The following is a 22,306-nucleotide window of genomic DNA, read 5'->3' on the forward strand; positions in this document are numbered from 1 at the left end:
CATGGCTTCCCAAGATTATGTAGGACGTATCTTAAGAAACTGTCCCCATTCTTGATTGACTGCTCTGGGCTCATCGCGGGCAAGCCCGCGATAGGACCGAAGGTCCGATTTAGTCTGCGCCAGAAACATCCTTGGGCAAACGCTGATCGATGACTCGGTAAAGCGCACTACTCTGCGGCCAATTACGCATGAACCGCGCGCGATCCCGCGCATACGCCGGTGCAAAACTGGCGAGCGAGGCGTGCTGGCACATCGAATCGAGATCGATCAACGCCCAGCGATCCTGCTGCCAGAACAGGTTGTGGCCCTTGAAGTCACCATGGCTGATGCGCTCACGGATCAATTCGGCAAACAGATGATCCAGCGCCGCCAGCTCGGACTTCGGTGCATCACCGCTGTCCACGTAGGGCGCAAAGCGCTCGATGATGTCCGGTCCCGGCAGATGCTCGGTGATGAGATAGGCGCGACCGCGCAGCCAGAGAAACCGTTTCTCCAGAAGCGCCAGCGGCTTGGGCGTGGCGATGCCGAGGAACGCCAGGCGATTGCCTTCACGCCAGGAATGCCAGGCCCGGCTCGGGCGCCAGAAGCGCTTGAGCCAGTGCGCGAACCCCTTGATGTTGTAGCGCTTGATCACCAGCGTGCGGCCATCAACCTCGACCTTGCCGACGCTCGCCGCGCCACCGGTCTTGTACAGATGCCCCTGGTCAAGCAAGTCATCGGCTCGCTCCAACACCGGCAGCATGGCCGCTTCTTCCTCGCGGTGAATCGCACGCAAGCCGAACGCCCCGCGCTGCACGCTGAACAGCGTGCAATCACGGCCGACCTTGTTCAGAAAATCCCTGAGACGCCAGCTGCGGACCTTGTCGATCTGCTTCTGCAGCGCTTCCATGGGCAAGGCATGCTCGCCATTGCTCAGCAGGTAGTACACCAGCAACTCTTCGGTAAACGGCTGCAGGGATTGCGGCAACTGGGCGAAAAACACCCCGAGATTTTCCAGGACTTTCTGCCGCGACAACGGCTGGCCTGGAGTTTCGCTGCAGATTCCGGCGCCGTCGATCAAATACAGCCGACGGCCCTGACGCAACAGGTTGTCCAGGTGCAGGTCTTCCTGCCACAAGCCTTTGCGGTGCATTTGGCCAATGGCACCCAAGGCCTCGGCCAAAACCGCTGATTGCTCGTCGGCCAGCACGGGCAAGTGTTCAACCTGCTGCCATGCATCGCCGAGGCTTTCAGCGCCTTCCAGAAACTCGAACAACAGCCAGCCGCCCTCGCCGTCCTTGAGGCCATCGGCCAACAGCAGCGGCGTGGTCAAGCCTTGAGCAGCGAGCAAGCGCACGCCGTCCAGCTCACGTTGAAAATGCCGCGCAGCCTTGCTGCCAACCAGCAATTTTGCCAGCACCGGCCGGCCACGCCAGACACCCGCACCGACGTAGCGCTGCCCCGGCAACACCCGTAGCAGGCTGAGTAATTGCAGATCGGCCGGCCCGGCAGCATCGGCCAGGGAAAGGCTTAATGGCAACGCCGGACTGCGACCAGCGTTTTTCAGTTCAGACAAGCGCATCAGCCTTTCCCCTTATGGCTACGCCGGGCAATCAAGCGTGTCAGCCAACTGTCGATCAGCGAACTGTCCTGTGCCTGATCCAGATACGCGGCCAACAGCACCCGCAACTGCGCTTCGCTCCACTCGGGCGCGCGACGCAGCAACGGTTCCAGATCCTTGACCCGGTCACGTTGGCCGAACAACAGCGGCCGGGTCTTTTCCAGGTCGATCAACTGCGCCTGATAACCGTCGCCGGTGGCGCGCAGGAAAATGTGTTTGGGATAAAAGCAGCCGTGCACCTGACGCATGCCATGAAGGCGCTGCGCCAGATGTCCGCAGGCCTGCAGAATGGCCACATGCTGCGCCTCGCCGAGGTCCGACCAGCGCCGCAGCAGCGAATCCAGGTCATCCCAACCGTCCAGCGCCCGGGTCAGCAGCACGGCGCGGACTTCGCCATCAACCTTGCGCTCGCCGAAGAACGCGGCTTTCAGCGCTGGAATTCCGAGCTGCTCATAGCGGCTGATGTTGCGAAACTCACGGGCAAAACTCGGCTCGCCGAATGGCGCGTGCAAAGTGCGCATCTGGTAGTTGCTCTGGCGCTTGAGATAGAAGCCATGACCTTCCAGATCCAGTCGAAACACGCTGCTCCAGCCACCGCGAACGGTGTTGGGTTCGTCCACGGCATCGAGCTGCCGGGACCACAGCGCATCGAACGTGCCGAGGCCATGGCGCTCAAGCAGCGCACGGTCTTCAGCGGCCAGAAAATCAGTCATTCGCGTCCCTCGAAAAATCTAACCACGTGCCGAATCCGTTTTTTATCGGCGGCATTGAGCCGCGCCCGTTGCCGGTATTGCAGGTAAAAACGCAGGCGCTGGGTCGCCGACAGCTGGTATTTGGCGACTTTGTCCAGGCACGCCAGGTCCTTGGTGATGCGGTACTTGAGCCAGAAACCGCTCCAGAAATCACCATTGGGACAGTCGATCAGAAATAGCCGGGGCTGATCGTCGACCAGCAGGTTGCGCCACTTCAAATCGTTGTGGGTAAAACGGTGCTCGTGCATGGTCCGGGTGTAGCTGGCCAGTTGGCGGCTGACGTTATCGACCCACGCGCGATCCGCGAGCTTGGGGTCGTGTCGCTCGGCCAGGGCCGACAAATCTTCGGTATTCGGCAGCTCACGAGTGATCATCGCCCCGCGATCATAAGCCATGCCGCGACGCTCCAACCCCCAGGCCACCACTTCGGCGGTGGGAATCCCCCACTTGGCGAAGCGCTTGAGGTTCTGCCACTCCATTTTCACCCGAGGCTTGCCCAGGTAACGGCGCAAGCCCTTGCCTGCACCCACATAGCGCTTGACGTAATAGTTGACGCCCTTGCGCTGGACGCGGATGACTTCGGACAGCGGGTCACGGGTCAAGCGCTCGCCTTGAAGCGCAAACACCGCTTCGAGGCTGCCAAAGTCTTCCGCCAGATCGCTGTACTCAGGTTCAAGTGTCCAACCCGCCATCAGAGCGCATCCCCGTATCGCTGTTTGCGGTCGTAGAGTTTGTTGGCCTTGCCTTCGAGCCAGCTCAGCAGCCCGGCTTCCTCGCTGAGGATTTGCCGCAGCGGTTGCTGGAAATAACCCTTGAGGAAGCGCAGTTTGTCGCGTCGGGTCAGGCCGATATCCAGGGCGGAAAAGTACAGCGCCGCCAGATCCTTGTTGCGCCAGCGCGCGGTGATCTTCGGGCGGGTCTGGGCGCGGTGCAAGTCGATCACCGACAATTTGAAGTCATCGGCCGTCACCGGTTTGTCGGTGTGCAGCAGGAAGTGGCAGATGTAGCAGTCGCGGTGGTTGACCCCGGCGCGGTGCATCATGCCGGTCATGCGCGCCACTTCTGCGATCAGGGCGCGCTTTAGCTTCCGCTCTGGCGGCTGCTTGATCCAGTTGATGCTGAAATCTTCGAGACTGACCGTCGGCGCCAGCTCTTCGGTGACGATGAAGGAGTGCTGATCCGCCGGGTTGCTGCCCTTCTCACCGTAAGCGACGGCCGTCATGGTCGGCACGCCGACTTCCTGCAAGCGCTGGATCGCTTTCCACTCTTGCCCCGCACCGAGTACCGGCAATTTGGCGGTGAGCAGGTTCTTGAAGATCTCGCCCCAGCCAATGCCACGGTGGATCTTCACAAAAAACCCGTTGCCGTTCACCTCGGTGCGCAGGGTCCGGCGCGCTTCAAGCTCGCGGTACACTTCGCCCTGCAAGCCCTCGACTTCGGCGAACGGATCGCGTCCGGCCCAAAGGCTTTTGAACGGTTCAGCCAGCATCAACTTCATTTAGCGTGCTCCGCCAGAATCACATCGGCCGCGTGCTGCGGCATGCTGTAGAGGTCGGCCGTCTCCGCGAAGGCCAGACCGTTGCGGCTCCAGGCCGCCCGTGCTTGAGCGTCGTTCAGCATTCCGGTCAGGTACTGCGTCAGTTGCGCCTGCTCGAAGGGTTCGTCCAGCACCAGGCCGGCATCGGCCTCGGCAATGTAATGGGCGTAACCGCACACCGCACTGACCAGCACCGGCAACCCGGCGACCAGCGCTTCAAGCAGCACGGTACCGGTGTTTTCGTTGTAGGCCGGGTGGATCAACAGATCGGCACCCAGCAGGAAACGCGGGATATCGCTGCGGCCCTTGAGGAACGTCACGTTATCGCCAAGCCCCAGCGTCGCGCTCTGCATCTGGAATAATTTGGGGTCGTCCTGGCCGATTACAAACAGCCGCGTGCGTTTCTTCAGATCAGCGGGCAATGCCGCCAGCGCCTTGAGGCTGCGATCCACGCCTTTGGTCTTGAACCCGGAGCCGATCTGCACCAGCAGCAGCTCATCGTCCTTGAGGTTGAATTCGGCTCGGAACCCGGCACGAATGTCGTCGGCATCGGCCGGGCGGCGGCGATCCTGAGCGATGCCCGGCGGCAGCAGATGGAAGCGTTCCAGCGGCGTGTCGTAATGCTTGATGAACAGCGGCTGCTGGACTTCGGAGATCATCAACACTTCAGTCTTCGCGTCTTTGGCGAACACCGCGCGCTCGTATTCGGCGAAGTGGCGATAGCGGCCCCAGCGGCGATACAGCGAGTTGCGCAGGTTCTGTGCCTTGTCCTCGAAGCAGCCGTCGGCAGCGTAATAGACGTCCAGCCCCGGCATTTTGTTGAAGCCGATCAGACGATCCACCGGGCGCCTGGCCAGGTCCGCTTCCATCCACTCGCTGAGCTTTTCATTGCGACGATGGTTGAAGAACGCCTTGACCGGCGCCACCAGCACTTCAAACCCCGGTGGCACGTCGCCTTCCCAGATCAACGTGTAGACGCGGATCTGGTGACCGCGCTTCTGGCACTCCAGGGCAATGCGCATGAAATCGCGCTGCAAGCCACCGAAGGGAAAGTACTTGTACAGGACAAATGCCAATTGCATCAGCGCAGCTCCTCAGCCAGTAACAACGTGCTCAGTCGGCTGGCGACACGCTCGGGATTCAGGCGCGTGAAGCACAACGGCCACTCGCGTTTCAGGTCGAACTGACGGGCGTCTTCGGCCGTCGGTTGGTAGGTGCATTTCTTTTGCAGGCACGGTGCGCAAGGGAAATCGCTGGCCAGGTGAATCTGTGATTTGCCGTAGGCGCCGGTCAGACCCGGGTTGGTCGGGCCGAACAGCGACAGCGTCGGCACGTCCAGTGCGGCGGCCAAATGACCGAGACCGGTGTCCACCGCCACGCACGCCTGTGCACCCGCCAGCACCTTGCCGACCCCGGCCAGGTTCAGTTTCGGCAGTACTTCGGCGTGCTTGAAACCGGCAGCGATGCGCTCGGCGCGAGCCTTTTCCAGCGCATTGCCCCACGGCAGTTTCACCCCGACGCCGAGATAACCGACCCGCTCGGTCAGCTCGCGCCAATAGGCTTCAGGCCAGTGCTTGGTGTCCCAGGTGGTGCCGTGCAGGAACAGCACGTAAGGATTCTTGCGCGGCAATTCCACCAGGCGCTCGATGTTCAAGCCATAGTCGCCCAAGCCTTTTGGCAAGTCGTAACCCAGGGCGATGGCGAACAATTGACGCACTCGCTCTACCGCGTGCTGGCCACGGGCAACCGCCAGACGTCGATTGTAGAAACGGGCAGCGATCGGCTCGCGCGCCGACGCCTTATCGAGACCAGCGACCGGGGCTTTGACGTAGCGAGTCAACCACGCGCTTTTCAGCAGGCCCTGGGCATCGATGACCAGATCGTATTTCGTGGCGCGAAGGCTTTGCTTGAAGCGCTTCCACTCGCCGCTCTTGATGGTTTGCCAGAGGTTCTTGCGCCAGCGACGGATCGCCACCGGAATCACCTTGCCCACCGCCGGATGCCAGGTCGGGATCTCGGCGAAGCCTTCTTCCACCACCCAGTCGAACGTGATGCCGGGGATCGCCCGCGCCGCGTCGGTCAGCGCCGGCAACGCATGAATCACGTCGCCCAGCGATGAAGTCTTGATCAGCAGTACCCGCAAACTATTTGACCTCGACCGCTGTGCCCTGCAAACGCTGCAGAGCTTCGTTCACCGCTTGCGGCATAAGTTGGCGCAGGCAGTTGTAATGGCCGAAACGGCAGGTGCGATCGAAGCAGGGGCTGCACTCGATGCCCAGGCGCACGATCTCGACATGCTCGGCCAGCGGTGGCGTGAAACCCGGCGATGTGGAACCGTAGACCGCCACCAACGGACGATTCAACGCGGCAGCAACGTGCATCAGCCCGGAATCGTTGGACACCACCGAATCGGCGCAGGAGAGCAGGTCGATGGCCTCGGCCAGCGAAGTGCCGCCGCTGAGGTTCACCGACTCTTCGCGCAAGCCGGGAATCAACCGGGAACGGATGTCTTCACCGACGGCGTGATCGTTTTTCGAGCCGAACAGCCAGACTTGCCAACCGTCACGGATCTTCGCTTCGGCAACCTTGGCGTAATGCTCGGACGGCCAGCGCTTGGATTCGCCGAACTCTGCACCGGGGCACAGCGCCAACACCGGGCGATCGAGGGTCAGGCCGAACTTGGCCAGCGCCGCCTCGCGAGTGACCGGGTCGATCTGCAGGCTTGGCCGTGGATACGGTTTTGGCAGTTCAACACCCGGCTCGAAGGCCAGCGCCATGAAGCGCTCGATCATCAGCGGGTAACGATCCTTGTCCAGCGTGCGCACATCGTTGAGCAGGCCATAACGGAACTCGCCACGCCAGCCGGTGCGCTTGGGGATGCCGGCAAAGAACGGCACCAGCGCCGACTTCAGGGAATTGGGTAACAGGATCGCCTGGTCGTATTGCCCGGCCAGGGATTTGCCGATGCGCCGACGGGTCGCCAGCTCCAGTGCGCCGTGGCCGAGCGGGAAGCTCAAGGCCTGGCGAACTTCGGGCATGCGCTCAAGAATCGGCCGGCTCCACTCGGGGGCCAGCACGTCGATTTCGCACTGTGGGTGGCGCTGCTTGAGACACTGAAACAGTGTCTGCGCCATCACCATGTCACCGACCCAACTGGGCCCAACGATCAGAATTTTCATGTGGTTTCCATAAACGAACCGGGGAGGCCTACGCCTCCCCGCCTCGTGAATCCAGCACCCGCAGCCTTGGCTGGCAGGTCATTTGGACGAGCGGGTTGAGGCTCGTCGGATCAATTTCATACACATCCATTTCAGTCAGCATAGAACTTTGTGGCAAGGGAGCTTGCTCCCGCCGGGCTGCGCAGCAGTCCCAAAACCTGCCACCGCATGTTCATCTGACAGACCGCACAAGCTGATTTGGGAGCGCTTCGCACTCCAGCGGGAGCAAGCTCCCTCGCCACAAAGGCTCGCTCCTACGGGGGATATTGGCGCACCAAAAATCCCGTTTCAGCTTAGCCCCAGCTCACGCCAGATCCGCATGACCTGTCGCCGTTCGTCCGCGAACTGATCGCCCGGTATCACTCCGGGATCCTTCTGCAAGGCCTGCCGGTGGGCGGCGGAGCGGTAAGCTTTATAGGCTTCACGCAACAGACTGGCATCTTCGACGGGCATCAGCCCTTCGTGTTCCAGCTCTTCCAGAATGCGGATGTTATCGGTCCAGCGCAGCAATGGCGGGTGCGTTTGCGACCACGCCAGGGCCGCGTATTGCACCATAAATTCAATATCGACGATACCTCCGGCGTCCTGCTTGAGGTCGAAGGGCGCCGCGGGCTCGAAGGCATTTGCCCCGGTACCGGCCGCGGTGCTCTTGGTGCCGAGGTTATCGCGCATCTTGGCGCGCATCTCGCTGACCTCCTGGCGCAGGGTCGGCAAGTCACGCGGTTTGCCCAGTATCGCGGCACGGACTTTTTCGAAAGCCTGGCCGACATCCTGACTGCCCACCAACACCCGCGCCCGCACCAGTGCTTGATGCTCCCACGTCCAGGCTTCATTTTCCTGATAACGGGAAAACGCCCCCAGTGAACTGACCAAAAGCCCCGACGCACCGGACGGTCGCAGGCGCATATCCACTTCGTACAGCTGCCCGGAGTTGGTCTGGGCCGTGAGCAAGTGGATGATCCGCTGCCCAAGCCGGGTGAAAAACTGTGCGCCATCGATCGGCTTCGGTCCGTCGGTTTCTGCCTGCGGATCACCGTCGTGGATGAACACCAGATCGAGGTCCGAACCATGCCCGAGTTCCAGGCCGCCGACTTTCCCATAACCGACAATGATGAAGCCGGGATCGCATAGAGAGCCATCGGTACGCAACGGCGTGCCGTACTTGGCCACCGTTTGCCGCCAGGCCAGCGCCAATACCTGCTCAAGGATCGCTTCGGCGAGCCAGGTCAGATAATCACTGACCTTCATCAGCGGCAGGCTGCCGGCGATTTCCGATGCGGCGACGCGCAAGCGGTGCGCCAGTTTGAAATGGCGCAGGGCTTCCATCTGCTGCTCGAGATCGTCCTCGGGAATCCGCGTAAGGCGCTCACGCAATTCAGCGGCCAGCTCCGGAGCCAACGGCGGCTTGAATAGTCGGCCTTCGTTGAGCAATTCATCGAGCAACAACGGGAAACGCGTAATCTGTTCAGCGATCCACGGGCTCGCGGCGCACAAGGTCAGCAGGCGGCGCAATGCCCCGGGGTTTTCGGTCAACAACACCAGATAGGCAGAACGGCGCGCCACGGCTTCCACCAAGGGCAACACACGCTCCAGCACCAGATCCGGGTTGGCGTGCTCCACAGCCTGGGCCAGCAGACGCGGAATAAAGGCATCCAGTCGCTCGCGCCCCAGACGCTGCATGGCGCGCAACTGCGGACTGCTGCGCAGGCCGGCCAACGCCCTCAACGCTTTGGGCGCATCGGCGAAACCGCCCTCTTCCAACTGACGGCACGCGGCTTCTTCATCCTGGGCTTCTTCCCACAGCGGCAGCCATTCACCACCGACCACCACTTCACTTTCGCTGCCTTCTTCCTCGTCAGGGTCCGCGATGACCTGACCGAAGTGCCACGCCACACGACCTCGCCAGTACATCAACTGCTCATGGAACGACGCCCAATCGGCAAAGCCCAACATAAAGGCAATGCGTGCCTGATCCTGAGCGCTATCCGGCAGCATCTGGGTCTGGCGGTCGGCGACCGCCTGGATCGCATGTTCGGTGTAACGCAGGAATTCGTAGCCTTCGCGCAGCTCGCTGATCACCGCAGGCGGCAGATAGCCCTGCCCTTCCAGAGTGCTCAGTACTTTTAATAGAGGACGCTGTTGCAAACTGAGGTCGCGACCACCGTGGATGAGCTGGAACGCCTGGGCGATGAACTCCACTTCACGGATGCCACCGGAACCGAGCTTGATATTGTCGGCCATGCCCTTGCGCCGCACTTCCTGCTGGATCAGCTGCTTCATGGTGCGTAGCGCTTCGATGGCGGAGAAATCCAGGTAGCGCCGGTACACGAAGGGTCGCAGCATCTCTTGCAGTTGCGCGCCGGCGACTTGATCGCCCGCCACCACACGCGACTTGATCATGGCGTAGCGTTCCCAGTCGCGGCCCTGATCCTGGTAATACTGTTCCAGCGCATTGAAGCTCAGCACCAGCGCACCGGCCGAGCCGTAAGGACGCAAACGCATGTCGACACGGAACACGAAACCGTCGACGGTCATCGGGTCCAGCGCCTTGATCAGACGCTGCCCGAGCCGGATGAAAAATTCCTGGTTATCCAGCGGACGTTTCACGCCGACGGTTTCGCCGCCTTCGGGGTAAGCGAATATCAGGTCAATGTCGGACGACAGGTTCAATTCCACCGCACCGAGCTTGCCCATGCCCAGCACCACCATCTGCTGCGGCTCGCCGCTGCGGCGGCCGGTGGGCACGCCGAACTGCTGGCAATGGCGCGTGTACAGCCATTGATAGGCCTGGTCGATGCTGGCGTCGGCCATGTCCGACAGATCGCGGCAGGTCTGGACCAGATCGGCCTGGCGGGTCAGGTCGCGCCAGATAATCCGCACCTGATGACGCGCCCGTTGGCGGCGCAAGGCGCGGGCCAGTTGATCATCGGTTTCTGCCGATGCCGCGGCGGCGGCAATCTGCGCGCACATCTCACCGACGGCGAAGCGGCGGTCCAGTTCGCCGGACTGCGCCAGCTCCAGCAACATCAAAGGGTCACGCACGCTCTGTTCAATGACAAAGTCGCTGGCGGCGGTCACTCGGGCAAATTGAGCCCAGCGCTCAGGGGTCCAGGTGGACAACCCATGATCGTCATCCAGGGCATCGACCGCCGCCCGGAACGACTGCTCGGCGCGGGTGACAAGCGGCAATAGAATGGCGGGCAGTTCGGCAAGCGAAGGGAGGCTCATGGTCTATCCTTGATCGGCGTGTATCGGGCTGCATGTAGTGAATTTTCATATTGCACTACCTGAAGGACTGTCGAACAAAAGTTAGAAATAGCTGAAATTTCTTTATTTTTGGCAGCCAGCATCAAGCTTTCACCTTTTCTGGTTGGTAAAAGACCAACCTTAACGATTATTCTCACAACGCAGCCGGGGGCCACAAGCCGCTCATCTGTAGTTTTACTACTCGTATATACATTAGGAAGGCTGAAATGCCGGATGATTTGTAGTAAAACTACACACCGCCGGAACAACCTATCGGCAATCCAAGAATTCATAACGTCTGCCCACAAGGCCAGTCGCTAACTCAGGCAACCGATTCTGGTAGCCTTTCCGCCCTGGAGCAAGCCATGCAAGACCTCGATCCCGTCGAAACCCAGGAATGGCTGGACGCCCTGGAATCGGTTCTCGACAAAGAAGGCGAAGACCGTGCTCACTATCTGATGACCCGTATGGGTGAACTCGCAACCCGCAGCGGTTCGCAGTTGCCTTACGCCATCACCACGCCTTACCGCAACACCATCCCTGTTACCCACGAAGCACGCATGCCTGGCGACCTGTTCATGGAACGCCGCATTCGCTCGCTGGTACGCTGGAACGCGATGGCCATGGTAATGCGTACGAACCTGAAAGATTCTGACCTCGGCGGTCACATCTCCAGCTTCGCTTCCAGTGCGACCCTGTATGACATCGGCTTCAACTACTTCTTCCAGGCCCCGACCGACGAACACGGCGGCGACCTGATCTACTTCCAGGGCCACACCTCGCCAGGCGTTTACGCCCGTGCATTCATGGAAGGCCGCATCACCGAAGACCAGATGAACAACTTCCGCCAGGAAGTCGACGGCCAGGGCCTGTCGTCCTACCCGCACCCTTGGCTGATGCCTGACTTCTGGCAGTTCCCGACGGTATCCATGGGTCTGGGCCCGATCCAGGCGATCTACCAGGCACGCTTCATGAAGTACCTGGAAGCCCGTGGCTTCATTCCTGCCGGCAAGCAAAAAGTCTGGTGCTTCCTGGGCGACGGCGAGTGCGACGAGCCGGAATCCCTGGGCGCGATCTCCCTGGCTGGCCGCGAAAAGCTGGACAACCTGATCTTCGTCATCAACTGCAACCTGCAGCGCCTCGACGGCCCGGTTCGCGGCAACGGCAAGATCATCCAGGAACTCGAAGGCGTGTTCCGCGGTGCTCAGTGGAACGTGACCAAAGTCATCTGGGGCCGTTTCTGGGACCCACTGCTGGCCAAGGACGTCGACGGCATCCTGCAACGTCGCATGGACGAAGTCATCGACGGCGAGTACCAGAACTACAAAGCCAAAGACGGCGCGTTCGTGCGTGAACACTTCTTCAACTCGCCAGAACTCAAGGCGATGGTTGCAGACCTGTCCGACGACGAGATCTGGAAGCTCAACCGTGGCGGCCACGACCCGTACAAGGTCTACGCGGCGTACCACGAAGCGGTCAATCACAAAGAACAACCTACCGTCATCCTGGCCAAGACCATCAAGGGTTATGGCACCGGTGCCGGCGAAGCGAAAAACACCGCGCACAACACCAAGAAGGTTGATGTTGAAAGCCTGAAGCTGTTCCGCGATCGTTTCGACATTCCGGTCAAGGACGAAGAGCTGGAGAACCTGCCGTTCTTCAAGCCAGAGCCAAACAGCGCCGAAGCCCGCTACCTGAGCGAGCGCCGCACTGCACTGGGCGGTTTCGTGCCACAGCGTCGCGCGCAGAGCTTCAGCGTACCGACCCCGGACCTGGACACCCTCAAGGCCATCCTCGACGGCTCGGGCGACCGTGAAATTTCCACCACCATGGCTTTCGTGCGCATCCTGGCGCAGCTGGTCAAGGACAAGGAAATCGGTCCGCGCATCGTCCCGATCATTCCGGACGAAGCCCGTACCTTCGGTATGGAAGGCATGTTCCGTCAGTTGGGCATCTACTCGTCCGTCGGCCAGCTCTACGAGCCAGTCGATAAAGACCAGGTGATGTTCTACAAGGAAGACAAGAAGGGCCAGATCCTCGAAGAAGGCATCAACGAAGCGGGCGCCATGAGCTCCTTCATCGCTGCCGGTACTTCGTACTCCAGCCACAACCAGCCGATGCTGCCGTTCTACATCTTCTACTCGATGTTCGGCTTCCAGCGTATCGGTGACCTGGCCTGGGCCGCTGGCGACAGCCGTACCCGTGGCTTCCTGATCGGCGGCACCGCCGGCCGTACCACCCTCAACGGTGAAGGCCTGCAGCACGAAGACGGTCACAGCCACCTGCTGGCCGCGACCATCCCGAACTGCCGCACCTACGATCCAACCTACGGCTACGAGCTGGCGGTGATCATTCAGGACGGCATGAAGAAGATGACCGAAGAGCAACAGGACGTCTTCTACTACATCACCGTGATGAACGAGTCGTACCAGCAGCCAGCCATGCCGGCCGGTGCCGAAGAAGGCATCAAGAAAGGCATGTACCTGCTCGAAGAAGACACCCGCGAAGCGGCGCACCACGTTCAGCTGATGGGCTCCGGCACCATCCTGCGTGAAGTCCGTGAAGCAGCGAAGATCCTGCGTGAAGAGTTCAACGTCGGCGCCGACGTGTGGAGCGTTACCAGCTTCAACGAACTGCGTCGCGATGGCCTGGCCGTAGAGCGCAGCAACCGTCTGCACCCTGGCCAGAAGCCTAAGCTGAGCTATGTGGAAGAGTGCCTGAACGGCCGTAAAGGTCCGGTCATCGCCTCTACCGACTACATGAAACTGTTCGCCGAGCAGATCCGTCAGTGGGTACCGTCCAAGGAATTCAAAGTCCTGGGCACCGATGGTTTCGGCCGCAGCGACAGCCGCAAGAAACTGCGTCATTTCTTCGAAGTTGACCGTCATTTCGTGGTGTTGGCAGCCCTGGAAGCACTGGCTGACCGTGGTGACATCGAACCTAAGGTTGTGGCTGAAGCCATCGCCAAGTTCGGTATCAACCCGGAAAAACTCAACCCACTGGACTGCTGAGGAGAGATTCTGTGAGCGAACTCATTCGCGTACCTGACATCGGCAGCGGTGAAGGTGAAGTAATTGAACTGTTTGTGAAGGTCGGCGACCGTATCGAAGCCGAGCAGAGCATCCTGACGCTGGAATCGGACAAGGCGAGCATGGAAGTGCCTGCGCCGAAGGCCGGTATCGTCAAGAGCCTGAAAGTGAAGCTGGGTGATCGCCTGAAAGAAGGCGACGAACTGCTGGAGCTGGAAGTCGAAGGTGCCGCTGATGCGGCCCCTGCGGCTGCCGCTGCGCCAGCGGCAAAAGCAGAAGCCAAACCGGCTGCTGCTCCTGCCGCCGCTGCTCCTGCTCCTGCTGCTGCGCCGGCCGCCGCCAGCGTTCAGCAAGTGCACGTACCGGACATCGGTTCGTCGGGCAAGGCCCAGATCATCGAGATCCAGGTCAAGGTCGGCGACACCGTCGAGGCTGATCAGTCGCTGATCACTCTGGAATCCGACAAGGCCAGCATGGAAATCCCGTCGCCTGCCGCTGGCGTGGTCAAGGCCATCAGCGTCAAGCTCAACGACGAAGTCGGCACGGGCGACCTGATTCTGGATCTGGAAGTGGCGGGTGCTGCGGCACCGGCTGCTGCCGCTCCAGCCCAGGCTGCTACACCTGCCGCCTCCGCTCCTGCGCCAGCCGCTGCCGCTCCGGCTGCACCGGTAGCCGACAGCGTCCAGGACATCCACGTTCCGGATATCGGTTCGGCGGGCAAGGCCAAGATCATCGAAGTCCTGGTCAAGGCCGGCGACACCGTAGAAGCCGACCAGTCGCTGATCACCCTGGAATCCGACAAGGCCAGCATGGAAATCCCGTCGCCTGCCGCTGGCGTGGTGGAAAGCGTTTCCATCAAGCTCGATGACGAAGTCGGTACCGGCGACCTGATCCTGAAACTGAAAGTCAAAGGCGCCGCCCCGGCTGCTTCTCCGGCACCTGCCGCTGCCGCACCGAGCGCCGCTCCTGCTGCCGCCGCCGCTGCTCCAGCCGCTGCACCTGCTGCCGCCCCGGCCGCTGCTCCAGCCAAGCCGGGCGCCAAAGTTCATGCCGGCCCGGCCGTGCGTCAACTGGCCCGTGAATTCGGCGTCGAGCTGAGCGCTGTTGGCGCAAGCGGTCCACACGGTCGCATCCTGAAAGAAGACGTGCAGGTTTACGTCAAATCCATGATGCAGAAGGCCAAGGAAGCTCCGGCCGCTGCTGCTGGCGCAACCGGTGGCGCGGGCATCCCGCCGATCCCGGTCGTCGACTTCAGCCGTTTTGGCGAAATCGAAGAAGTGCCGATGACTCGCCTGATGCAAATCGGCGCGTCGAGCCTGCACCGCAGTTGGTTGAACATTCCGCACGTGACTCAGTTCGATTCGGCTGATATCACCGAGCTGGAAGCCTTCCGTGTTGCGCAGAAAGCCGTTGCAGAGAAGGCCGGCGTCAAGCTGACCATCCTGCCGCTGCTGCTCAAGTCGTGCGCACACATGCTCAAGGAGCTGCCGGACTTCAACAGTTCGCTGGCACCAAGCGGCAAGGCGATCATCCGCAAGAAATACGTCAACATCGGCTTCGCCGTCGACACCCCGGATGGCCTGCTGGTACCGGTCATCAAGAACGTCGACCAGAAGAGCCTGTTGCAACTGGCTGCCGAAGCCGCCGCGCTGGCCGCCAAGGCTCGCGACAAGAAGCTCACCGCTGACGACATGCAAGGCGCCTGCTTCACCATTTCCAGCCTCGGCCACATTGGCGGCACCGGCTTCACGCCGATCGTCAACGCGCCGGAAGTGGCGATCCTCGGTGTTTCCAAGGCAACCATCCAGCCAGTCTGGGACGGCAAAGCCTTCCAGCCGAAACTGATGCTGCCGCTGTCGCTGTCCTACGATCACCGTGTGATCAACGGCGCCGCTGCCGCACGCTTCACCCAGCGCCTGGGCAGCCTGCTGGCGGACATCCGCACCATCCTGCTGTAAGACCGGCCGGCCCTCCTTCACCGGAGGGCCCGTCGCGTTCCAAGTTTTCCGAGCGCCACGCTCGTACCTCAACCCCGCCAATTTGGCGGGGCTTTTTTTGCCTTCGATAAAGCACATTCCTACATCCGTGGCTTAAATCGCCCACAACTTCGGTCCACTTTCGCTCGATATTTTTTCCGCCCGACTATTTAGGCTTAGTTCAATAGCCGCCAACAGCGCAGGCAACCTCTACAACATCATTTCGAATGGACTCGAATATGTTAAAACCTACTGTCGGCCCAATACTCGGGCATACAACAACTGAGCACGCCCGCATTTTTTTGCGTGGCGCATGGCAAAAAGACCAACTTGTATTTGCAGGCATCCGTTATCGCCGGGTTGGTGACGAATACTGGAACAAGGGCGTATTTATTCACCTGACGCCGTCTCGCGACATGTCAGGCGTCATCGTGCTGCATGATCTGGACGCCGACACCGAGTACGAATACCAGGCCGGCTGGTTCAGCCCCATGTACCCGATGCACACCCCGGAGACGGTCCAGGAACTGCCACTGCAATGGCCACGGGATGTTTATCGCCTGCGCACGCAATCCAGCGAGACCACAACATCACGGGCCTATGTTGTTGGCTCCTGCCGTTATTTGCGCATGACCGCAGGCCGACCCTCCAACCCGCGCCTGGGCGACCGGATCTTCGCCTCCATTGACCATCTGGCACAACGCGCGACACCGCCGATCAACGCACTGCTGATGACGGGCGACCAAGTGTATGTCGACGATTTGAACTTCATCGCGCCGGACAGGGAATACAAGGAGATACTTGCCAAATATCGTGCTGCGTTCTCACAACCACATATTGCGAAATTAATGTCCGGCATCGCGACTTACATGATTCTCGATGATCATGAAATTGAAGATAACTGGCCAGCCAACAAGAACAGCTCGGATGAATATTTATATAACAATGCCATGGCGGCGTATGAACTTTATCAAGCCAGCCACAGCCCGGCCCATGAACTTAGTTCCAAAGGACAAATGAGCCAAGCGCTGGTGCGCTATTGGTACCCGTTCTCCCATGGTGATATCGAGTGGTTTGTCACCGACAGTCGAACCCGGCGCAATCTCACGGCCAATGACCGGCGCATCCTCGATATCGAACAGGAGCAGGCTTTGTGCGACTGGCTGGTCCACAGCCCGGCACGGGTCAAATTCGTGGTCACCAGCGTGATGTTCTACCCGGACCGCAAACGCCTGGGCGACGACGCCTGGCAAGCCTTTCCCGAGCAACGCCTGCGGCTGCTGGAGACGATTCGCACCCATGGCATCAAGAACGTTGTGTTCATTTCCGGCGATGTACACGGTTCCCTCACCAGTCGACTGACCCACAGCGAAGACCCGGACTTTGAAGTCCACACCATCGTCTCGTCGCCGCTGTGCAACAGCAAACTGCTGCCCTATGCGAAAGCTTCCACCTTCATGCTCGATCAACCTTTGGCCCGGACCGCTGCCGGCGATTATCGGCATGAGTTGACCAGCGGCGTGATCAGCCGGGATAACTTTGCGCACCTGATCGTCGATTCGGAACGGATTCAGGTTCGTTATCACGATCGGGATGGACAGCTTCTAGAGTCGGTCAGGATTCTGTTGCGTTAAAAGCATTACTTTTGACTTCAATTGAAGAAATCTTCGCGCCTGCCGACACATTCTTATAGCACTTGGCCTTCATGTCTCTTGTCAGTCAGTGTCGCAATGATGCAACCTTGCCGCAGGCAACAGTAAAGAGGGCGAGAGCCCCGGCGCGTTCAGCAAATTCGAAGCGAGTTCCCTCCATGAAAAGCCAACCCGATGCCGCCAGCCGTATGGTGGCCGAGGTAGTGACGCAGTTGCCTGTGCCCTCGCGGCTCGGCATGCTGCGTTTCGAACGGCTGAATGAACCCAGCTGGGCGCTGCTGTTTCTTGATCCCAATTGCGAACGCCAGTTCGGCTTGCCGGCCGTGGAGCTGTGCGCTCTGGTCGGCTCGCCCTACGCCAGCCTGATGGAACCGGAGGCGCGCTATCAGCTGCATGACACCGTCCAACAGCAACTGAGCGAAAGCACCCATTACCTGATTCGCTACACCCTGCATACGGCTTCAGGATCCCTGAGCCTGCTGGAGCTGGGTGAAGCCTACAAACAACACAATCGACACCTGCTGCGTGGCTACCTGTTGGTGATCGACGGTCTATTCGATGATGACCCGTTGCTGCCGGCCCTAGACCTGGAAACCCAGAACTCGCGCCTGCAGATCGCCCTGGAGCTCAACCAGCGCGCGCAACAGGAACAACTGCTGCATCTGGACCGCGTTCGCGCCCAGCAGGACCTGATCCTGCTCCTGACCCGCCAGCGCTACAGCAGCAACAATTCCCTGCAAGAAGCTGCCGAACTGATTACTCGCAGCGCCTGCGACATTTATGAAATCGACTGCGCCAGCCTGTGGCATCTGGAAGGCTCCCAGTTGGTGCCGATCTCGGCCTATCACCGTACGACCCAGGAATACCTGCTGCCGGAACCGATCGACGTCAGCGTGTTCCCCGACTATCTCGACGCCTTGCACACCGGCCGCGCCATCGACGCGCACAATGCCATGCACGACCCGCGCACCCGGGAAATGGCCGAGAGCCTGCGCCCGCGCGATGTCAACGCGATGCTCGACGCCAGTATCCGGGTCGACGGCCAAGTGGTCGGCGTGCTGTGCCTGGAGCAAACCGGTGCAACCCGCGCCTGGCAGTCGGATGAAATCGCCTTCGCCGGCGAACTGGCGGACCAGTTCGCCCAGGTCATCAACAATCACAACCGACGCACCGCCACCAGTGCCCTGCACTTGTTCCAGCGCGCGGTGGAACAAAGCGCCAACGCCTTTTTGCTGGTCAACTGCGACGGCGTGGTGGAGTACGTCAACCCGAGCTTTACCGCGATCACCCAGTACAGTACCGAAGAAGTCCACGGCCAACGCCTGTCGGAACTGCCGGCCCTGGAAAACCTCAGCGAGCTGTTGTTCGACGCACCGTCGGCACTGGCCAAGAGCAACAGCTGGCAGGGTGAGTTCAAAAGCCGTCGCAAAAACCTCGAACCCTATTGGGGTCAGTTGTCGATCTCCAAGGTTTACGGCGACAACCGCGAGCTGACCCACTACATCGGCATTTACGAAGACATCACCCAGACCAAGCTCGCTCAGCAACGCATCGAGCGCCTGGCCTACACCGACAACCTGACCAACCTCGGCAACCGTCCGGCGTTCATCCGCAACCTCGACGAGCGCTTCGCCCGCGACAGCGATACGCCCATCAGCCTGCTGTTGGTCGACATCGACAATTTCAAGCGGATCAACGACAGCCTCGGCCATCAAACCGGCGACAAGCTGCTGATCAGCCTGGCCCGGCGCCTGCGCAACAGCCTCAGCCCGAGCGGCAGCCTGGCGCGGTTCGCCAGCAACGAGTTTGCCGTGCTGCTGGACAACACCAATCTTGAAACCGGCCAGCAGATCGCCAGCCAATTGTTGACGACCCTCGACAAACCGATGTTCGTCGACAATCAGTTGATCAGCGTGACCGGCTCCGTCGGCCTGGCCTGCGCGCCGCTGCACGGGCGCGATCCGCAAACCCTGATGCGTAACGCCGGGCTCGCGCTGCACAAGGCCAAGGCCAACGGCAAACATCAGGTGCAGGTGTTCACCGAAGCCTTGAACGCCGAAGCCAGTTACAAACTGTTCGTCGAGAACAACCTGCGTCGCGCCTTGACCCAGAACGAACTGGACGTGTTCTACCAGCCCAAGCTGTGCCTGCGCAGCGGTCGGCTGCTGGGCATGGAAGCGCTGCTGCGCTGGAACCATCCGGAAAAAGGCATGATCCGCCCGGACCAGTTCATCAGCGTCGCGGAAGAAACCGGGCTGATCATCCCGATCGGCAAATGGATCGCCCGTCAGGCCTGCCGCATGAGCAAAACGTTGACCGCCGCCGGGCTGGGCAATCTTCAGGTAGCGATCAACCTGTCACCGAAGCAGTTTTCCGACCCGGACCTGGTGGCCTCCATCGCCAATATCCTCAAGGAAGAAGCACTGCCGGCGCACCTGCTGGAACTGGAACTGACCGAAGGCTTGCTGCTCGAAGCCACCGAAGACACCCACTTGCAACTCGACCAACTCAAGCGCCTGGGCCTGACCCTGGCGATGGACGACTTCGGTACCGGTTACTCGTCCCTCAGTTACCTGAAAAAATTCCCCATCGACATCATCAAGATCGATCGAAGCTTCATCCACGAAATCCCGGACAACCAGGACGACATGGAAATCACCTCCGCGGTGATCGCCATGGCGCACAACCTGAAGCTCAAAGTCGTGGCTGAAGGCATCGAGACGGCCGAACAACTGGCTTTCCTGCGTCGCCACCGCTGTGACGTAGGCCAGGGCTACCTGTTCGACCAGCCAATCCCCGGCGCCGAGCTGATTGAAAAGCTCAAGCGCTACCCGCGTGGCCCAATCGCCTGACAGCGAGCCAACACTCGGGCAAACTGCATCTCTAAACATTCCAACGACTGAGAGGACTGATGATGGTTCTGCGCTCGGAAATTCTGGTGAACAAAAACGTGCTCCCTACCAAAGAACAAGCTCTGCCTGGTCGCGAAACCCCGATCAAGGTTCCGGACGAACACTTCGTCAACAAAAACCCATTGCTCGGCCCGTTCCCCGGCAACGTCGAATTCGCCATCTTCGGCCTCGGTTGCTTCTGGGGCGCGGAACGCCGCTTCTGGCAGCGTGAAGGCGTGTACAGCAGCGCCGTGGGTTACGCCGGCGGCTACACGCCAAACCCGACCTACGAAGAAGTTTGCTCGGGCCTGACCGGCCACACTGAAGTGGTGCTGGTGGTTTATGAGCCGGAGAAAGTCAGCTACGAAGAGCTGCTGAAGATGTTCTGGGAACTGCACAACCCGACCCAGGGCATGCGCCAGGGCAACGATATTGGCACCCAGTACCGTTCGGTGATCTACGCCACCAAACCGGAACAACTGGAAGCGGCGAAGAAAAGCGCGCAGGTGTTCCAGGTCGAGCTGACCAAGGCCGGCAAAGGCATCATCACCACCGAAATCGACGAAGCCCCGACCTTCTACTACGCCGAGGCGTATCACCAGCAATACCTTGCCAAGAATCCTGAAGGTTATTGCGGGATTGGCGGTACAGGCGTGACCTGCCCGATCTGATTCAGTATCACCTCTGTGGTGAGGGAGCTTGCTCCCGCTCGGCTGCGAAGCAGTCGCTAAATCGGCATGCGGGTTCTTGCTGACGGAACCCATTCCGATTTTAGGGCCGCTTCGCGCCCCAGCGGGAGCAAGCTCCCTCGCCACATGTTATTCGGCAATCAACCAATCCATCTGCCACCCACCCTGGGTCTGCCCCAGCTTCTGGGACAACCACGGCAGCAGCTCACGCAATTCTTCCTCAAGCCCCCACGGCGGATTGGCAATCGCCAGCCCGGAGCCGTTCAGGGTGTTCGGCGTATCCAGCGGATGCACCAGCAACTCTACGCGCAACAACTTCGGTGCGCCGGTGCCGGCCAGGTCCTGATAAAAACGACGCAGGGCGCGCTGATCCTTCACCGGATACCAGATCGCCGCCACGGTTTGACGCATGCGGCCAATCGCCTCTTTCAACGACGCCGCGCAACGCTGCATCTCGTCAAGCTTTTCGAACGGCGGGTCGATCAACATCACCGCACGCTTCTCCGGCACCGGCAGCAAGGCACGCGGCACATGCCAACCTTCGCCCAAGTGCACCTTCACACGACGATCACCGGCCATGTTGTCCTTGAGCAGCAGGCCATCTTCCGGGTGCTTTTCGTTGAGCAACACGCGGTCCTGCTTACGCGTCAGACGCCGCGCCAATTCCGGAGAGCCCGGGTAATAACGCAACTGGCCATCCGGGTTCATCTCGTGCAGCACCTGCATGTAGTCAGCGGTCAGGATCGGCAGATCCGGCTGATCCCACAAACGCGCGATACCTTCCAGGTACTCACCGGTACGGTTGGCCTGATCACCCTGCAGGTCATACAGACCAATGCCGGCGTGAGTATCGAGATAGGCAAACGGCTGCTCCTTGCGCGACATCAGGGCGATGAGGCGGGTCAAGGTCAGGTGTTTGAACACATCGGCGTGATTGCCGGCATGGAAGGCGTGACGATAATTCATGGCTGCTCCTGCGAAGGCCGGGAAGTTTACCTTTTACCGGCCGGCAAGTCAGGGGTTCACGGCTGAGCGGCTGGGCACGTTTGCCCAGCCGGACACAAAACCTGTGGCGAGGGAGCTTGCTCCCGGTGGGCTGCGAAGCGGCCCCAAGCCTGCAAACCGGAACCGCCTGACACACCTTAATCCCAAGTTTACGACTGCTGCGCAGCCGGACGGGAGCAAGCTCCCTCGCCACAAAAGCCGTGCAACTTTAAGGCGAAGGTCGCGCCCGCAACCGCCGTCCGAGCACATCCAGCACATCACAGCCATCGCGCAACGGAATGGCGCAGAGCAAGGCAAAGTCGCTGAGGATGAACGACTCACACTCGATTGAGCCACGCATGGAAAGGTTCTCAAGCACTTGGGTGACGGCTTGAATGCGGTAGCTGGCAGCGTCGTACAAAACGTCGAGCGGCGCGTGAGTGTCGACGAACAGGGTCGGCATGTCGTCGCAATTGCTGGTTAGGGCCATGAAACGGTTTTCGGGATGGGGGATCGGTTTTTCGTAGGGTGGATCGGGATGAAGTTTTGTCATTTTTTTACTTCCTAACGTATGGACTGGAGCCGTTACCCTTCGCTTCCACGCAATAGGTGGCGGCCGTACGAGGGTGTGGAAGACCGGGACGTTAGGCACCCGGCGCACTCGAAAGCGCCCCGCGCACAGCCACCATAAAACACAGGCGTAAAAGACGCCGAATGGTGAAACTGATGCAC

The 22,306-nt window shown here is 60.5% G+C and carries 15 protein-coding genes; 5 read left to right on the forward strand and 10 right to left on the reverse strand.

All coding sequences use genetic code 11. The features are described 5' to 3' along the window. Positions 1 to 109: 109 nt before the first annotated feature. The 8 genes from KHO07_RS26535 to glnE all read right to left on the reverse strand — a co-directional run bounded on the left by KHO07_RS26535 (position 110) and on the right by glnE (position 10,335). Positions 110 to 1,561: a lipopolysaccharide kinase InaA family protein gene (locus KHO07_RS26535; RefSeq protein WP_212625946.1), complete on the reverse strand. Its 1,452-nt coding sequence runs from the start codon at positions 1,559 to 1,561 to the stop codon at positions 110 to 112. After that, positions 1,561 to 2,313 carry a lipopolysaccharide kinase InaA family protein gene (locus KHO07_RS26540; protein WP_150735615.1) on the reverse strand — a complete coding sequence of 251 codons (753 nt, stop codon included), beginning with the start codon at positions 2,311 to 2,313 and terminating at the stop codon, positions 1,561 to 1,563. The genes KHO07_RS26535 and KHO07_RS26540 overlap by 1 nt, the downstream gene beginning before the upstream one ends. Then, entirely contained in the window at positions 2,310 to 3,044 is a 735-nt protein-coding gene (locus KHO07_RS26545; protein ID WP_150735614.1) for a lipopolysaccharide kinase InaA family protein, read from the reverse strand. Before KHO07_RS26545 ends, KHO07_RS26540 begins: the two co-directional genes overlap by 4 nt. Beyond that, entirely contained in the window at positions 3,044 to 3,850 is an 807-nt protein-coding gene (rfaP, locus tag KHO07_RS26550) for a lipopolysaccharide core heptose(I) kinase RfaP (protein WP_212625947.1), read from the reverse strand. Before rfaP ends, KHO07_RS26545 begins: the two co-directional genes overlap by 1 nt. Beyond that, positions 3,847 to 4,971 carry a glycosyltransferase family 4 protein gene (locus KHO07_RS26555; protein ID WP_150735612.1) on the reverse strand — a complete coding sequence of 375 codons (1,125 nt, stop codon included), beginning with the start codon at positions 4,969 to 4,971 and terminating at the stop codon, positions 3,847 to 3,849. The genes rfaP and KHO07_RS26555 overlap by 4 nt, the downstream gene beginning before the upstream one ends. Next, entirely contained in the window at positions 4,971 to 6,032 is a 1,062-nt protein-coding gene (gene waaC / locus KHO07_RS26560) for a lipopolysaccharide heptosyltransferase I (RefSeq protein ID WP_212625948.1), read from the reverse strand. Before waaC ends, KHO07_RS26555 begins: the two co-directional genes overlap by 1 nt. 1 nt (position 6,033) lies before the next feature. Beyond that, a complete protein-coding gene (gene waaF, locus KHO07_RS26565) occupies positions 6,034 to 7,068 on the reverse strand; it encodes a lipopolysaccharide heptosyltransferase II (protein WP_150735610.1) in 1,035 nt (344 codons plus the stop codon). A 327-nt stretch (positions 7,069 to 7,395) separates the two neighbouring features. Continuing rightward, positions 7,396 to 10,335 (reverse strand): bifunctional [glutamate--ammonia ligase]-adenylyl-L-tyrosine phosphorylase/[glutamate--ammonia-ligase] adenylyltransferase, encoded by a 2,940-nt coding sequence (gene glnE / locus KHO07_RS26570; protein ID WP_212625949.1) that lies wholly within the window; start codon positions 10,333 to 10,335, stop codon positions 7,396 to 7,398. 383 nt (positions 10,336 to 10,718) lie between these two features. On the opposite strand from glnE, the gene aceE reads away from it, so the two are divergent. From aceE to msrA, 5 genes are all read left to right on the forward strand, one after another. Further along, on the forward strand, positions 10,719 to 13,364 hold the full coding sequence (gene aceE, locus KHO07_RS26575; protein ID WP_075947289.1) for a pyruvate dehydrogenase (acetyl-transferring), homodimeric type: 2,646 nt from the start codon (positions 10,719 to 10,721) through the stop codon (positions 13,362 to 13,364). An 11-nt stretch (positions 13,365 to 13,375) separates the two neighbouring features. Beyond that, positions 13,376 to 15,340, forward strand: coding sequence for a dihydrolipoyllysine-residue acetyltransferase (gene aceF / locus KHO07_RS26580; protein WP_212625950.1), 1,965 nt, complete (start codon positions 13,376 to 13,378; stop codon positions 15,338 to 15,340). A gap of 257 nt (positions 15,341 to 15,597) precedes the next feature. Further along, positions 15,598 to 16,992 (forward strand): alkaline phosphatase D family protein, encoded by a 1,395-nt coding sequence (locus KHO07_RS26585; protein WP_212625951.1) that lies wholly within the window; start codon positions 15,598 to 15,600, stop codon positions 16,990 to 16,992. Positions 16,993 to 17,168: 176 nt separating this feature from the next. Then, the gene (locus KHO07_RS26590) at positions 17,169 to 19,862 is read left to right on the forward strand and encodes a GGDEF and EAL domain-containing protein (protein WP_212625952.1); all 2,694 of its coding nucleotides are present in this window, start codon (positions 17,169 to 17,171) and stop codon (positions 19,860 to 19,862) included. A 62-nt stretch (positions 19,863 to 19,924) separates the two neighbouring features. After that, positions 19,925 to 20,572, forward strand: coding sequence for a peptide-methionine (S)-S-oxide reductase MsrA (gene msrA / locus KHO07_RS26595; RefSeq protein ID WP_150735653.1), 648 nt, complete (start codon positions 19,925 to 19,927; stop codon positions 20,570 to 20,572). A gap of 147 nt (positions 20,573 to 20,719) precedes the next feature. Here the strand turns inward: msrA and rlmJ are convergent, their stop codons facing one another. Then, positions 20,720 to 21,556, reverse strand: a complete 837-nt coding sequence (rlmJ, locus tag KHO07_RS26600; RefSeq protein WP_150735605.1) for a 23S rRNA (adenine(2030)-N(6))-methyltransferase RlmJ — start codon at positions 21,554 to 21,556, stop codon at positions 20,720 to 20,722. Positions 21,557 to 21,803: 247 nt separating this feature from the next. After that, the gene (locus KHO07_RS26605; protein WP_212625953.1) at positions 21,804 to 22,127 is read right to left on the reverse strand and encodes a hypothetical protein; all 324 of its coding nucleotides are present in this window, start codon (positions 22,125 to 22,127) and stop codon (positions 21,804 to 21,806) included. Positions 22,128 to 22,306: the final 179 nt, after the last annotated feature.

The sequence above is a fragment of the Pseudomonas sp. PP3 genome (genome assembly GCF_905336995.1).
In the GTDB taxonomy this organism is placed as follows: Bacteria; Pseudomonadota; Gammaproteobacteria; order Pseudomonadales; family Pseudomonadaceae; genus Aquipseudomonas; species Aquipseudomonas reinekei.

Excerpts from the sequence above, each read along its gene's own strand:
- KHO07_RS26535 (WP_212625946.1), bottom strand. The coding sequence starts at position 1,561 with ATGCGCTTGTCTGAACTGAAAAACGCTGGTCGCAGTCCGGCGTTGCCA.
- KHO07_RS26585 (WP_212625951.1), top strand. The coding sequence starts at position 15,598 with ATGTTAAAACCTACTGTCGGCCCAATACTCGGGCATACAACAACTGAG.
- aceE (WP_075947289.1), top strand. The coding sequence starts at position 10,719 with ATGCAAGACCTCGATCCCGTCGAAACCCAGGAATGGCTGGACGCCCTG.
- KHO07_RS26605 (WP_212625953.1), bottom strand. The coding sequence starts at position 22,127 with ATGACAAAACTTCATCCCGATCCACCCTACGAAAAACCGATCCCCCAT.
- waaF (WP_150735610.1), bottom strand. The coding sequence starts at position 7,068 with ATGAAAATTCTGATCGTTGGGCCCAGTTGGGTCGGTGACATGGTGATG.
- rfaP (WP_212625947.1), bottom strand. The coding sequence starts at position 3,850 with ATGAAGTTGATGCTGGCTGAACCGTTCAAAAGCCTTTGGGCCGGACGC.
- KHO07_RS26540 (WP_150735615.1), bottom strand. The coding sequence starts at position 2,313 with ATGACTGATTTTCTGGCCGCTGAAGACCGTGCGCTGCTTGAGCGCCAT.
- glnE (WP_212625949.1), bottom strand. The coding sequence starts at position 10,335 with ATGAGCCTCCCTTCGCTTGCCGAACTGCCCGCCATTCTATTGCCGCTT.
- KHO07_RS26545 (WP_150735614.1), bottom strand. The coding sequence starts at position 3,044 with ATGGCGGGTTGGACACTTGAACCTGAGTACAGCGATCTGGCGGAAGAC.
- rlmJ (WP_150735605.1), bottom strand. The coding sequence starts at position 21,556 with ATGAATTATCGTCACGCCTTCCATGCCGGCAATCACGCCGATGTGTTC.
- KHO07_RS26555 (WP_150735612.1), bottom strand. The coding sequence starts at position 4,971 with ATGCAATTGGCATTTGTCCTGTACAAGTACTTTCCCTTCGGTGGCTTG.
- KHO07_RS26590 (WP_212625952.1), top strand. The coding sequence starts at position 17,169 with ATGAAAAGCCAACCCGATGCCGCCAGCCGTATGGTGGCCGAGGTAGTG.
- msrA (WP_150735653.1), top strand. The coding sequence starts at position 19,925 with ATGGTTCTGCGCTCGGAAATTCTGGTGAACAAAAACGTGCTCCCTACC.